At 65.1% G+C, this 14,340-nt stretch carries 11 protein-coding genes; 10 read left to right on the top strand and 1 reads right to left on the bottom strand.

From position 1 onward, the window contains the following. Positions 1-32: 32 nt before the first annotated feature. Complete coding sequence (locus AC0MRV_RS17145) at positions 33-992, top strand: ABC transporter substrate-binding protein (protein ID WP_472765729.1); 960 nt, start codon at positions 33-35, stop codon at positions 990-992. On the opposite strand, the gene AC0MRV_RS17140 is transcribed toward AC0MRV_RS17145, so the two are convergent. Further along, positions 927-2,387 carry a TolC family protein gene (locus AC0MRV_RS17140; protein ID WP_472765728.1) on the bottom strand — a complete coding sequence of 487 codons (1,461 nt, stop codon included), beginning with the start codon at positions 2,385-2,387 and terminating at the stop codon, positions 927-929. The two genes, AC0MRV_RS17145 and AC0MRV_RS17140, sit on opposite strands and share 66 nt — an antisense overlap. Before the next feature lie 237 nt (positions 2,388-2,624). Between AC0MRV_RS17140 and AC0MRV_RS17135 the strand changes: the two genes are divergently transcribed. From AC0MRV_RS17135 to AC0MRV_RS17095, 9 genes are all read left to right on the top strand, one after another. Continuing rightward, positions 2,625-3,416, top strand: a complete 792-nt coding sequence (locus AC0MRV_RS17135) for a DUF3450 family protein (RefSeq protein ID WP_472765727.1) — start codon at positions 2,625-2,627, stop codon at positions 3,414-3,416. 11 nt (positions 3,417-3,427) lie between these two features. Next, positions 3,428-4,840, top strand: coding sequence for a MotA/TolQ/ExbB proton channel family protein (locus tag AC0MRV_RS17130; protein ID WP_472765726.1), 1,413 nt, complete (start codon positions 3,428-3,430; stop codon positions 4,838-4,840). 28 nt (positions 4,841-4,868) lie between these two features. Then, on the top strand, positions 4,869-5,480 hold the full coding sequence (locus AC0MRV_RS17125) for a MotA/TolQ/ExbB proton channel family protein (protein ID WP_472765725.1): 612 nt from the start codon (positions 4,869-4,871) through the stop codon (positions 5,478-5,480). Positions 5,481-5,516: 36 nt separating this feature from the next. Beyond that, on the top strand, positions 5,517-5,921 hold the full coding sequence (locus AC0MRV_RS17120) for an ExbD/TolR family protein (RefSeq protein ID WP_472765724.1): 405 nt from the start codon (positions 5,517-5,519) through the stop codon (positions 5,919-5,921). A 30-nt stretch (positions 5,922-5,951) separates the two neighbouring features. Beyond that, the gene (locus AC0MRV_RS17115) at positions 5,952-6,644 is read left to right on the top strand and encodes an energy transducer TonB (protein WP_472765723.1); all 693 of its coding nucleotides are present in this window, start codon (positions 5,952-5,954) and stop codon (positions 6,642-6,644) included. A 28-nt stretch (positions 6,645-6,672) separates the two neighbouring features. Beyond that, positions 6,673-8,034 carry a tetratricopeptide repeat protein gene (locus AC0MRV_RS17110; protein ID WP_472765722.1) on the top strand — a complete coding sequence of 454 codons (1,362 nt, stop codon included), beginning with the start codon at positions 6,673-6,675 and terminating at the stop codon, positions 8,032-8,034. Positions 8,035-8,270: 236 nt separating this feature from the next. Beyond that, positions 8,271-10,964: a TonB-dependent siderophore receptor gene (locus AC0MRV_RS17105; RefSeq protein WP_472765721.1), complete on the top strand. Its 2,694-nt coding sequence runs from the start codon at positions 8,271-8,273 to the stop codon at positions 10,962-10,964. A gap of 151 nt (positions 10,965-11,115) precedes the next feature. Beyond that, entirely contained in the window at positions 11,116-12,681 is a 1,566-nt protein-coding gene (locus AC0MRV_RS17100; RefSeq protein WP_472765720.1) for an amidase, read from the top strand. Between the two features lie 54 nt (positions 12,682-12,735). Then, a complete protein-coding gene (locus AC0MRV_RS17095; protein WP_472765719.1) occupies positions 12,736-14,241 on the top strand; it encodes an amidase in 1,506 nt (501 codons plus the stop codon). The last annotated feature ends 99 nt before the right edge of the window (positions 14,242-14,340 follow it).

The raw sequence follows: 14,340 nt of genomic DNA, 5'->3' as shown, positions 1-14,340 counted from the left end.
ACTCGACTCTCGCTCCAACCTTCCCATTCAAAATGCCTCGATCATTTCGTATTGGACATCTCGGTTCGCTCAGCTCTCTCCCGCTCGTGCATGCCTTCAGCGCGGGCTATTTCTCCGATTCCGGCCTGCAACTGAAACTCGTGCGCGGCATAGGATTAAGAAGCCTCATCGAAGACTGCATGAACGGTCGGCTCGACGCGGCCTGTCTGCCTGCCGTCACCCCCGTCCTCAACTCGCAACAAAGTCATGAGACCGCAGACCCCTGGGGCATCCTCGCCGTGCTCACGCGCGGCGGCTTTGATTTCGTATTAAATCCGCGCATCGCCGAGCGCCTGAAAACGCCACGCTACGCGACCGCGGAAGTGCTGCGCATCGGCGTTCCCCCGACGCCAAGCTCCGCCGCCCGGCTGGTTAAACAATGGCATGCTGCACTCGGATCTTCCAATCAGCCCGAGCCCCGCTGTGTGCCGGTTCCACCCGGTCAGATGAACAGTTTCCTCGCCGAGGATGTGGTGGACGGGCTGTGCGCTCCCGTGCCGTTTGCCGATGAGGCCTTGCGCCAGGGCATCGGAAAACGCGTAGCCACCAGCGCCGAGCTCTCCCCGCACCATATCAACGCGGTTCTTGCGTGCCCCCCCAGCTCCGCGCTGCGTCCCCTCACCGTCCGCCGCGTTCTGCAACGTGCGTTGGCGCGCGCGGTCGAAGACTGTTTGCGCGAGTTGCCCGCCTGGACCCGTGATCCCGCCGCCGCCCACGCCCACCTCGACCCGATTCTAGTGACCAGCTTGGCCGATGCGAAGCGGGCCGAAAGCCTGCGCCAGCTGATCGAACCCGCCGGCACCTCGCCCGATTGTATCACCGCCGAAGATCGACGCTTCATCGAGGAGTCCTGCTTTGCCTGCCCCGACGCGGTGCTGCACCCCCGCCTACTGCGCAAGTTGGTCGAGCGCATCTGCGACTTCGCGGGCATCGACGTCGCCTCCACCAACTGAGTCACCGGCCAGCTTTTCGTCCAGCGCGGGCATGGGTCCACCGATCCCGACGAACTGGTCCACGCGCAACGACATCAGGGTGCGGTTCTCCCGCACCATGCGCTGCTCCAAGGCATGCAACTGCTGCGTGACGGAAAGCACCGGCAGGTAGTCGGTCAGTCCTGACTCATAACGCCGGTTCGCCTGCCGCAAGGTCTCGCGCAATAAATTGCCGCGATCCTCCAGCAGCGCCATCAGCTCGCGTTGCCGCTCCTCAGATTTGACCGCCGACTCCAAATCGGCCACGGCCCGCAGAAAAGCCTGGCTCAACGCCAGGAGGCGTTCCTCGCGCAGCGCCTGCACCCGCGCGACCTCCATCCGTCGCCCACCCCAATCGAGCAGCGGTTGCACCAAGTCGGCCGCCAGCGCCGCCACCGGTGAACCATTGACCGCCCGGCCATTCAACCACGCCACCGAACCGCTGAACGAGAGCCGCGGCCAACGTTCCGCGACCGCGCGCGACAAGTCCGCGTCCACCGCCTGCAGATCGGCCTGCGCCGCCCGCAGATCAGGCCGGGCCTGCAACAAATCAAACGGCTCTCCGGCGGGAAACAACGGCTCCAACGTCGCAAACCCCACCCCGGTGGCGAGGGTGTCAAACGAGCCCGACGGCAGCCCGGCCAAGACCGTGAGCTCCGTCAGCAACAGCTGCAGGGCATCCTCGGCCGCCGGCACGAGCGTCGCGATCTCCGCGACCTGGCCACGCTGCTGCAACACATCCAGTCGCGAAATGAGTCCTTGTTCGTAGCGGCGTTCAATCAACCCCAGGACCTCCCGTGCGGTGGACGCCTGGTCCTGCAGGAGCGCCAGGAGCTGCCGTTGCGCGACCACCCCATAATACAGCTCCACCGTCGTCGCCGCCACCGCGAGCTGGGTGGCGTGCAAGCGTTCGCCCTGGGCCACCCACTCCCAGTCGCGTTGCGCCGCCAACGCGCCCAGCCGGTCAAAAATGTCCACCGCGCTGGTCACACTGAGATCAACCTGCCAGCCGTCCGATCGCTCCGGGGTGCGCTCGAGGTCGTGGTCCCACCCCGCCCCCACGCTCGCCTGCGGCCAGCGCGTCGTGCGCGCACGGGCCCGCACCGCGTCCAACTGCGCGAGACGCGCGCGCGCGGCCGCCAGACTGAGGTTGCCCGCCAGCACCCGCTGCACCGTCGTATCCAACTCTTCGTTACCGAAGCTCCGCCACCACCATCCGGTGACCGGGGTCGCCGGCGCCGACTGATCAAAATTGAACTGCGCGGGCCGCACCGCCAGCGCCACCGGCCCGCGAGCCGGACCCTGCGCGCAGCCAGCCAAACCGCCGAGCAGCAGCATCACCGCCCCGGCACGAAACCGGGCGAAATCAATACCCATGAACGAAAGTTGCACAGCCGATCCGCGCAGCAACCGCCAAGCCCGCCACCCGTCCACCGCCCAAGGTGAATAAACCGCAAACGAATTCCCGCTTGTTTGAATTTTGATCCACCCACGGCGGTTTCGCCCCCCTGGCATGATTGCGGAACATGCTTTGCTAAAAACAGCGCAACCGCGTGCCAACTCCGGCCGCCCCCACTTTGGGGATCATCCTTCACACCAACTGACCACGCCGCCATGCGCCTCCTCGCCCGCCCGCCGTCACCGCCTCGCCTCGTCCTGCTTGCGCTGTCCCTCACCGGAACGCTCGCGGTCGCCCAGGCCGACGAAACCGCCAATCCCGTCGCCGCCGCCCGCGACACTTACAAGGAATACATTGAGATCCGAAAAGTGATCGGCGAGGAATCCGCCGCCTGGAGCACGCAGAAACAAACCTTGGCCGACATGGTCGAGGTGCTGAAGGCGGAGATCGGGGAGCTCGAGGAAAAGATGGTCACCCTGCAGGCCAGCGCCACCTCGGCCGACCAAAAGCGCGCCGAACTCAACGCCGACCTCGAAGCCGGCCGCGCCACCAGCAAGGCCTTCGACGCCACCATCGCCGGACTCGAACAGCGTGTCACCACCCTGACCGCGACGCTCCCGGACCCGCTCGCCATTGAATTGAAGCCGCTGATCGCCCGGCTCCCCGACGATCCCGCCAAGACCCGCCTGAGCTACTCGCAACGCCTGCAGAACGTCATCGGCGTGCTCGCCCAGACCGACAAGTTCAACTCCGACGTGAAATACGTCAGCGAGGTCAAGGACGTCGGCGGCGAAACCCGCGAAGTGCAGACCCTTTACCTCGGACTCGCCGCCGCCCTCTTCACCGACGCGGGCGGCGACTACGCCGGATACGGTTTTCCCACCGCGACCGGCTGGAAATGGGAAACCGTCGCCGGCGAACAAGCGCTCGAAGTCGCGCGTGCCCTCGACGTCTACCTCGCTCGCCAATCCCCCGAGTTCGTCTCCGTTCCTCTCCAAGCTGACTGACCTCTCTCACCATGATCGCTCGCTCTACCTTCAACACTTGCCTCCTGACCTGCGGACTGCTCGGCGCCTCGCTCGCGCTTGGCCAGTCGCCCGGTTTCGAAACCGCCGCTCGCACCAAACTCGACGCTGCTGTCGCCGAGCTCAACACGCTGCGCAGCGAGATCGCCGCCGAACGTCTCCCGCTGGCCACCGAACTCAGGGAACTCGAGTCCAAAGTGCTCGGGCTGCGCCGCGAACACGAACGCATGCAGCGCATCGTCGACAATCAAAGTGTCGACCTCGCCAGCCTCGAAGCGCAGGTCAAAGCCTACGACGATGAGGCCGGCTACGTCGCAAACCTCCTCAACGACTACCTCAATCGGGTCAACGCCTCCCTCGCCGTCGGCGAGACCGCCAAATATGGCCCCGAGGTCGTCGCCGTGCTCAACCAGGCCGATAGCGAAGGTCTCTCCACCCGGGAGAAAATCGCCGCGCAACTCGGCGGCGTGGATCTCGCGCTCTCCCGCATCGAAGCCAACGTCGGCGGCGCGAAGTTCCCCGGCGAAGCTGTGCTCCCCGGTGGCAAGGTCGTCTCCGGCACCGTGCTCGAGCTCGGTCCCATCGGCTACTTCGCCGCCGACAGCACCAACGCCGGCCTGCTCACCCGTGGCTCCAGCGATACGCCGAGCCTGATCGTGTTCGATCCCGCCGCCGCCGAGGCCATCAACGCGTTCGTCAGCAGCGGATCCGGCAGCGTGCCCCTCGATCCCACGCTCGGCCGCGCCCTCGCCATCGCCACCACGAAGGAAACCTTCCTCGAACACTTCCTCAAGGGCGGCATCTGGATGTGGCCGATCGCCTTCTTCGGCCTCGTCGCCGTCGGCATCACCGCCTTCAAGTTGCTCGACATTCTCAGCCTCAAGCTGATGCCCCCGGAGAAGGTCACCGAGATCAATACCCTTGTCCGCGAGGACAAGGTGCCCGAGGCGCTGCGGATCGCCAACCAGCACGAAGGACCCGCCGCCGCGATGATCCAAACCGGGCTTAAAAACGTCCACCTCCCGCGCGAATTGCTGGACGAATTTTTGTTCGAAACCCTGCTGACCGTGAAGCCGAAGCTCGAGCGCGGCATCACCTTCATCACCCTCGCCGCCTCGGTCGCGCCTCTGCTCGGACTGCTCGGCACCGTGACCGGCATGATCGAGACCTTCAAACTGCTCACCCTCTTCGGCACGGGTGACGCCAAGAGTCTTTCCTCCGGTATTTCCCAGGCGCTCATCACCACCGAGTTTGGCCTCATCGCCGCCATCCCGGCCTGCATCCTCGGCGCGATCGTTTCCCGCCTGGTGGCGTCCAAGATGGGCAAGCTCGAGACCCTGATGATCACCTTCGGCAACGGTCTCGCCGAAGCCAAAGAGGCCGGTCTCAAGCAGGTCGCCGCCTGATCGCTTCAACCTCATCCCCTGACGCACCATGCCTGAAGAAGGTCTCATCGCTCAGACCATACAGATCTTCCAGGACGGCGGGCCCCTCATGCTCCCGCTCGCCGTCCTCACGATGATCATCTACTACTCCGTGGTCGGTCTCTACCTGGAACTCTTCGTGCGGCGCTTCAGCCGGACCGATGAGAATGTCTGGCGCCACTGGATCGACGCACCGGACGAAGCCCAGGGCGAACTCGGCGAAGTCATTCGCTTCGCCGCCGCGAACTTCCAGTCCATCGACCGCCTTCGCGCCTGCTTCGACGAGATCCGCACCGACTACATTCCGCGCATCAACAGCCGCGTGCGCTTCGCCATGGTCCTCGTGTCCACCGCGCCGTTGGCCGGCCTGCTCGGCACCGTGACCGGCATGCTCACGACCTTCAACGGCCTGTCCGCGAGCGCGGGCACCAGCACCGCCGGCTTGGTCGCCGGCGGTATCGCCGAGGCGCTCATCACGACCATGACCGGCCTCGTCATCGCCATCCCCGGTTTTGTGCTCATCTCCCGCATCAAGGCCATGCGCGACAGCCTCGAGCTGTTCCTGCTCCGCCTCGAAAACGCCTTCATCCGCAAATCCCTGCCGCGCCGCATCGCCGCCTGATTCCAGCTTCCGCAAACCACCTTCCCACTTCCTCCCATGGCTCGCCGCTCCCTCACTCAAGGTCTGCAACCACCCGAAGAGATCAACATCTCCCCGTTGATCGACATGGTGTTCATCCTCCTCATCTTCTTCATCGTCACCACGACCTTCGTCGAGGAGACCGGCGTCGAGGTCGACAAGCCCGAGGCCTCCGCCTCGCTCTCCCTGGAGAAGCAAAGTATCATGATTGCCATTACGGCGGACAACAAAGTGATCTACGGTGGTCAGGAGATCGGGCTCAGCGGCGTGCGCTCCACCGTGCGCCGCCTGACCAAGGCCGAGGATTCTCCGGTGATCATCCAAGTCGATAAGGCGGTCTCCTCCGACATGCTCGTGCGCGTCATCGACGAGGCCAAACTGGGCGGCGCCCAGAAGGTCAGCCTCTCCACCGACGCCCCCTAATCATTGCCCACCGGTCATCCCCGCGACGCCATGCCCGCTGCCTCCACCACCGCCAAGCCCATCCTGATCGGACAGAAGTCCTACCTGCGCCACCGTCGGGTGCCGCGCGTGGCCCTGTGGCTCGGCACCCTCGCCTGCACCGCCGGCATCTTCCTGCTGCTGCCCTTCACCCAGATGATCGCCGCGTTGGGCAAAAAACCCAACGAGCTGTTCACGGTGGAGGTGGCCGCCCCACCCCCGCCGCCCCCCATGGAAATGGAGCCGCCGGAACCGCCGCCCCCGGAGCCACCACCACCCGATGTCGCACCGCCCCCGCAGCAGCTCTCACTCAGCCAGCTGGATGTCGCCCTCAACCTCGGCGTCGGCGACGCCATGGCCGGTGCCTTTTCCTTCGAAGGTTTCGGCGTCAACGCCGACGACACCGCCGACGATCTGGCTATTTTTGACATCAAGGACCTCGACTCCGCCCCGCGGCGCACGCGCACTCCGGTGCTGCCCTTCCCCCCCGAGCTCAAACGCGCCCGTATCCGCGGTTATGTTACCGTGATGATCATCATCAACGAGCGCGGCGAAGTGAGGGTCGAGAAGGTGGTCGATTCCAGCCACCGCGAATTTGAGGCCGCCGCCATCCGCTTCGCCGAAGCCTGCCTCTACGAGTCGCCCAAGAAAAACGGCCGCGCCGTCCGCGCTCGCTACAACTGGAACATCCGCTTCGAACCCTGATCATTTTTTTCTCCTCTTTTTCCCGCTCATGAAATTCACCCGCTCTCTCCGCTCTCTGCTGCTGGCCTCCACTCCGCTCCTGGGCCTCGCCCAATCCTATCCCTTGTCGGAAAACACTTGGTCCAACCCGGACTTCGTGTCGCGCTTCATGGGCACCTACGGCTTCGACACCGAGCGCACCCCGACCATCACCTCTGAGGAAAAGGTCATCTTCGAGACCATCGCGCCACTCATCAGCTCGGATCCCGCGCAGGCCATCGCCACCCTCGAAGCCTCGCTCACCCCCGAATCCAGTGCCGCGCTCATCTACACGCTGGCCAACCTCCAGTTCCAATCCGGCAAGCTCGAAGCCGCCACCTCCTCCTACACCAAGGCGATCAAAGCCTTCCCCAACTTCCTCCGCGCCTACCGCAACCTCGGCATCGTCTACGTGCAGATGGCCAAGTTTGACCAGGCCGTGCCGATGTTGCTCAAGGCGCTCGAACTCGGCGGCCAGGGCGCCGACCTCTACGGCATGTTGGCCTACTCCTACCTGAGCCTCGGCAACACCGAAGCCGCCCTCCGCTCCTACGAGCAGGCGCTGTTCTTCCAACCGGAAAGCCGCGACTGGCGCATGGGCAAGGTGCAGTGCCTGGTCAATCTCGGCCGCCAAGCCGAAGCCATCGCCATGATCGACGACCTGCTGAAGGTCTATCCCGAGCAGACCGAGCTGCTGCTGCTGCAATCCAACGCCTACATTGCGCAAAATGATCCAGCCAGCGCCGCCGCCACGCTTGAGATTCTCCGCGCCGCCGGCAAGGCCACCACCAATGCCACCGTGCTCCTCGGTGACATTTATCTGAACTTCAATCAGCCCGACCTCGCCCTCGACCTCTACCAGGAAGCCGCCGTGCGCGCCGACCTGCCGGTCGACCGCGGCCTGCGCATCGCCCGCCGCCTCGCCAATCTCAGCGCCTGGACCGAACTCGACCGTTTCCTCGCCGATTGGGAGGGCGCCGCCGCCGCCAAGTTCAGCCCGGCCGCGAAGTTCGACGTGCTGAACCTCAAGGCCCAAAGTGACCTCGCCCAGGATCGTGCCGCCGCCGCCGCGGACAAACTTGCGCAGGTGGTCGAAGCTGACCCGCTCAACGGCAAGGCCCTCCTGCTCCTCGCCGACTTCCATTGGCAGGAAGGCGATGTCGAGCGCGCCGCCCTCTACTTTGAGCGCGCCGGCAAGGTGAAGGAATTCACCCACGATGCGCTTGTGCAACACGCCCGCATGCTGGTCTCGCTGCGCGACTACGACAAAGCGGTGCCCCTGCTCGAACGCGCCCAGTCCCTCGAACCCAAGCCCTACATCGCCCAATACTTGGAGAAGGTCAGCGGCGCCGCCCTTGCCGCCGCCAACTGAGCGACCAACCACGCCTTTCCCCTGCGCCCGCCGGTTCCCCCGGCGGGCTTTTTTGCGGCCGGATTCGGCGTATGAGCATTATCGATACAAGCGATTTGATTGAACCAAACTACGCCCTGTCCCGCGTTGGTTGAATATTCCGCCACCCCCGCCCTTGGCCCGTTTCTTGGCACTTTGCTGGCTCGTTTGGCATGCGCCGCACGTCGGCCACGACACCATTCCAACCAACCTACGTCATGCAGAAAAATGTTCAGCTCCACCGCTCCCGCCCGCTCCTTCATCGGGCCGTGGGAGCCGCTCTGATCGGACTCTCTCTGACCGCATCCGAAATGTTTGCTCAGGCCACCGGCGACGATGTCGCCGGCGAGGTCGAGGAATACGTCGGCTTTGGCGGTGAGGACCCGACCTTCGTGCTTCCGACTCAGCCTTTGGACGGCGCCCTCGGCTTCTCCAAAAGTCTGGTCGAAACACCCCGTTCCGTTTCCGTGGTGAATTCCGACCTTATCGACAAGGTCGGCATTCGCGACGGTGACCAACTCTTCCGTATCGTGCCCGGCACCTACACGGTCAACCGCTGGGGCATCGCCGGCGCGACCAACGTGCGCGGCAACAACGCCGACGTCTACCTGCGCGGCATGAAGCGCATCGATCCGCAGGGCAACATCCGCAACGTCATCACCATGTGGGACAGTGTGGAGGTTTTCCGCGGCCCGCCCTCCCCGATCTTCGGCAACGGTCGTATCGGTGGTTACGTGAACTACGTGCCCAAGTCCGTCCGCGGCACCACCGGCAAATACCTGACCTCGCCGGAAGGTTCCGTGACCTTCATCATGGGTTCCTACGATCGCGCCGAGTTCCAGATCAACTACTCCTCTCCGCTTGAGCTCGGCGACCGCCCCGCCGGTTACCAGGTCTTCATCCAAGGCAACGACTCGGATAGCTTCTACAAACAGAACTTCCAACGCGACCGCGTCATTCAAGCATCCGTCTCAGTCAACCTGACGGATAAGTGGCGTTTCGAAGCCGGCGGAATTTATCAAAAGGCGGTCAATGCCGGTCAGGCTGGCTCCAACCGCGTCACCCAGGCCACCCTTGCCGACGGCACCTACATCCGCGGCTCCGCCTTGGTGAACCTCGATACCGATGGCAATGGGCGCGTGTCCGAGGCCGAGATTCAAGCCAGTCGCTACTACGCCGACGGGAGCTACTACAACGGCGCCCGCCCGCTCACCTCGGTGATCTTCCCGACCCCCGAGACCCCCTTCGCCGGCATTCCCGGCGTGCCGCAGTCCATGAAGGACCTGCTCATGCTGCCGGAATACGCCGCCGCCGCCGCTTCGCCGGCCGGCCAGGCCATCCTGAATTCGCCGTCCGGTGGCCCCATCCCCACCACCGGTCCGCAAGTGCCGATCGGCTTCTTCCTCAACCCGGCCGAAGCCGGCTTCAGCGAGCGCGACTGGAGTCTCGTGGCCATCGAGGAAAAGGCCCAGGGCCACACCTACACCGCCTACGCCGATCTGGTTGATGACGCCGATCCGGACAAGACGCAGAAGCTGCAGTTCCTCTTCGACTACCAATACCAGGACAAGCGCTCCCAGTTGCCTTTCAACCAAATCCAGGAGGTCACGGCGCTCGAAACGAAATACACCGCGATTCGTGACGGACGTGAGATCCCGTTCCTCGCCCAAATGCCGGATTGGGTCGAAATGAAGGGGCTGATGTCCGCCAACGTTCGCTACACCGACGGCGGCCGCATCAACACCACGGGTGACTACGATTCCCGTCGCGACCTGATCACCGGCTACACCCCGACGGATACCTTCGCCTCCTTCTTGGTCAGCGGCGACCGCTCCTTCGAGACCGGCGAACCCATCAGCACCGCCCGCCACAGTGAGTATATCGAATACGGTGTCGGCACGATGGCCGATATCACCTTCGCGAAGAAGCTGAACATCGTGGGTGGCGCGCGCTACGACTACATCGATGCCGACACCACGGAGGGCGAGCGCTACAACCGGACGAACAACCGGGGCGCCACCTTCACCACCGCTCCGGAGCGCTCCGCCACCGGCACGGATGACGCCTTGTCCTGGTCGGTCAGCACCAACTTCAAGACCGGCCTTTTCGGACTCACGCCCTACTACACCATCTCCGAGTCGTCAGCTGTGCTGTCGCAGTCCGACCAGTCCCTCACCTACGGCAACGTCAACAGTGGCAACATTCTCGCCGCCGCCACCCTGAAGGAAGTCGGCCTGAAAGGCTCCGCGCTCAAGGACAAGCTCTACTACTCCGTCAGCGCGTATGAGCAGGTGCGTTCCTCGTCGGTCGAGGAAGAGGGCGTGAGCTTCATCCGCTCGACCAAGAATCGCGGCATTGAAGCCGAGGCCCGCTGGGTGCCGAACAAGAACCTCTCGGTCATCCTCACCGGCACCTTCCAGTCCATCCACTGGCACCGGGCCGGATTCCAGAACGCCCTCGTGACCGCCCGCTACATCGGGTTCGAAGACGTGCTGGACCCCGCCACCGGCGAGGTGCTGTTCCCGGCCGAGGCCTTCCTCTTCGGCGGCAATCCGCAGATTCGCGTCAACACCGACGACCCGAAATACAACAAGTATGGCCAGTATCCCGACACCGTGCTCGGTGCCTTCATCGGCTACAATTGGGATAACGGCTTCGGCATGTCGTGGAATACCACCTACGTGTCCGACGTCTCCGCCTCCTCGGTGATCCCGGACCTGCTGGTGTTGCCTTCGTCGGTCTCGCACTCCGCCGCCTTCTACTGGAACAGCGAAAATTGGCGCGTCGCGCTCAACATCCGCAACGTCACCGACGAGCTGATGTGGACGCCCAACTCCGGCTCCTTCGGTGGCACGCTGCTGCAGACGGGTCTGCCGCGCAACTACGAGCTGGCGCTCACCCGCCGCTTCTAATCCCGGCAGCCCCCTTCCCCGACTCCCGTTCGGCCTAGCAAGCCCCGGAGCGCCACGCCCCTTTAACGCGCTCCGGGGCCCGCCGGGCCCGCCTGTGCCCCAAGCCGCCCCCTCTGAGCTTCTCACCTTTCAGCTCTTCAGCGTTTCCAAAATGCCCGTTCCCGCCGCCTCCCGCCGCGCCTTTCTTGGTCAACTCGGCCGCTCCGGACTCGCCGCCGGCCTGCGCTCGCTGCCGGTGTTCGTCGCCGCCGGCGCCACCGCGTCCCGCGCCCGGGCCGCCGCGGTTTCGACCGATCCCTCCACCGACCTCATCGCGATGTCGGCCACCAAGCTGGCCCAACTCATTCGCGAAAAACAGGTCAGCGCCGTCGAAGCCACCACCACCTGCATCGCTCGTATCCAAAAAGTGAATCCGCACCTCAACGCCGTGGTGCAGACCTGCTTCGACCGGGCCCTGAGCGAGGCCAAGGCCGCCGATGCCGCTCTCGCCCGCGGCGAACTCCTCGGCCCGCTCCACGGCGTGCCCATGACGATCAAAGACTCCATCGACACCGCCGGCGTCATCTCCACGGCCGGCACCGTCGGGCGCATGCACTACGTGCCGGAAAAGGACGCCACCGTCGTGGCCCGCCTGCGCGGCGCCGGCGCCATCCTCCTCGGCAAGACCAATACCCCGGAATGGACCCTCGGCGGTGGCGGCATTCCCGGTGTCTCCACCACCGCCAACATCGTCTACGGCATCACCCGCAATCCCTACGACACCACCCGCTCCACCGCCGGTTCGTCCGGCGGGGCCGGCGCCATCGTCGCCGCGGCCGGGGCGCCCTTTGACATCGGCACCGATTGGGGTGGCTCCATCCGGGGCCCCGCCCACCTCAACGGCATCGCCGGCATCAAGCCCACCTTTGGTCGCGTGCCGCGCACCGGCCACGTCGTCGACTACGGCGGCATCCACGACACCTGGCAGCAACTCGGCCCGATGGCCCGTCGCGTCGAGGACCTCTCGCTCATCATGTCGATCATCGCCGGCCCCGACGGTTTCGACGCCGCCATTCCGCCGATGCCGTGGACCGATCCCGCCACGGTCGACGTCGCCAAGCTGCGCGTCGCCTACTACGTCAAAGCTCCCTCCGGCGAAGTGACCGATGAAACCGCCGCCGCCGTCAAACAATGTGCCACCTACCTGGAGGAACTTGGCTGCACGGTCACCGAGGATTATCCCGGCGAGTTGCTGGAGGAACTCAACGAGGTCCGCAGCGCCATCAGTCGCGAGAGCAAGTGGGGCCTCAAACGCCTCGCCGAAAAGTGGGGCACCAAATCCATCTCCCCCACCATCACCGGCCGCGCCAACCGCGAGAGTGTGTCCACCGCCGAACTCACTGAATTGCTCGAAAAGCAAGACTCCTCCCGCAGCCGCATGCTGCAGTGGGTCAAGAGCTACGACATCGTGCTCAATCCCGTCTTCGGCAAACCCGCCGGATTGATCGACATCGGTCCCCGCACGGGCGACGGCCCCCGCTCCGACCGCGGCGCCAATTTCAACGGCACCCACAACACCACCGGCTGGCCCGCCGCCGTCGTGCGGGGTGCCACCTCGCCCGAGGGACTGCCCATCGGGGTGCAGGTCATCGGCCAACCGTGGCGTGATGACCACGTGCTCGCCACCGCCGCCTATCTCGAAACCAAGACCGGCGGCTGGCAAATGCCCCCGCTCTGACCGGCGTCCCTCTCCCTTTCAGCGTTTCAGATTTCAGCATTCAGCATTTCCAAAATGAGACTCGCTTCCCGCCGCCGCTTTCTCGGCCAACTCGGTGCCGCCAGTGCCGTCACCCTGCTCGCCACCCGCCTTCGGGCCCAGGCCGGCGCCGTGCGCGCCAGCATTCCCGACGACATCCTTTACACCTCCGCCAAACGCCTCGCCGCCATGGTGCAGGCCAAGCAGATATCCTCGCTCGAACTCACCCAGGCCTACCTCGCTCGCATCGAGGCGGTGAACCCGACGCTCAACGCCGTCGTCCTCCTCACGGCTGAGCGCGCCCTGGCCGAAGCTGCCGAAGCCGACGCCATGTTGGCCAAGGGCACCGTGCTCGGACCGCTCCACGGCGTGCCTTTCACGGTGAAGGATTCCTTGGCGACCGCCGGTATCGTCTCCACCGGCGGCACCCTGGGCCGCAAGAACCACATCCCCGGCAAGGACGCGACCGCCATCGCCCGCCTGCGGCAGGCCGGTGCCATCCTCATGGGCAAAACCAACACGCCCGAGCTCACCATGTCGTTCAAGACGACCAACCTGCTCTTTGGCGCGACCCACAACCCCTACCGGCACGGCCATCAGCCGGGCGGATCTTCGGGCGGCGCCGCGGCCATCATCGCGGCCGGCGGGTCCCCTTTCGACATTGGCACCGACTTCGGCGGCTCCGTGCGCCATCCCGCGCACTGTTGTGGCATCGCCGGTCTGAAACCCTCCACTGGCCGTGTGCCGCGCACCGGTCACATCGTGGGCTACGGCGGCTATTTTGATCCCATGCAAACCGTCGGCCCGCTCGCCCGGTGGGTCGAGGATCTCGAGCTGCTCGGCGACCTCATTCGCGGCCCCGATTATCTCGACGCCGCCATCGTGCCGGCGCCCTGGCTGCCTCCCGCCGAGGTCGATCTGAAACAGCTCAAGGTCGCCTACTACACCGACAACGGCAGCAAGGATCCGGTCACCCCCGAAACCGCCGCCGCCGTCCGGAAGGCCGTCGCCATTCTCGAGGCGGCCGGCGTCACCTGTATTGAAGATTGCCCTACAGAGCTGCATCGCGAATCCCAGGAACTCCGCGGCGAGCTGTCCTCCGCCGATGGCCGCGCCTGGGTGCGTCGTCTGCTTGAAGGCTACGGCACCAAACAGGTCTCCCCCGTGGTCGGACTGAGCGAGGAAGGGCAATGCGATGTCGAGCGTTTCACCGAGTTGGCCGAGCTCATGGACGTCAACCGCTCCAAGCTGCTGCAATGGCTGCAAAGCTACGACCTCGTGCTCGCCCCGGTGCTGCCGACCCCCGCCGAACCGTGGCCCGACGACCTCGACGCCAGCTTCGGCGCCACTGGTAACATCAACTACACCGCGACCTACAACAACACCGGCTGGCCGGGCACCGTGGTGCGCGTCGGCACGAGCCCGGAAGGGTTGCCCATCGGCGTGCAGCTGCTCGCCCCACCTTTCCGCGAAGACCTCGCCCTGGCGGCCGCCTACGTCGTGGAAGCCGGCTCCGGCGGCTACCAACGCCCCCCGATTTGAGTGCACCCAAGCGTCTCCGAAGTCCGCCAGCCGAATGCCGCCATGTTTCCACTCGTATCCCTATTCTGCCCAACTCGTTTCGAATTTCCACCGCGGTTT

Origin of the sequence: Actomonas spartinae (assembly GCF_051209155.1) — a bacterium.
Classification (GTDB): Bacteria; Verrucomicrobiota; Verrucomicrobiia; order Opitutales; family Opitutaceae; genus Actomonas.
The sequence above is the reverse complement of the archived record's forward strand: the minus strand, read 5'-3'. Positions and strand labels throughout refer to the sequence as shown.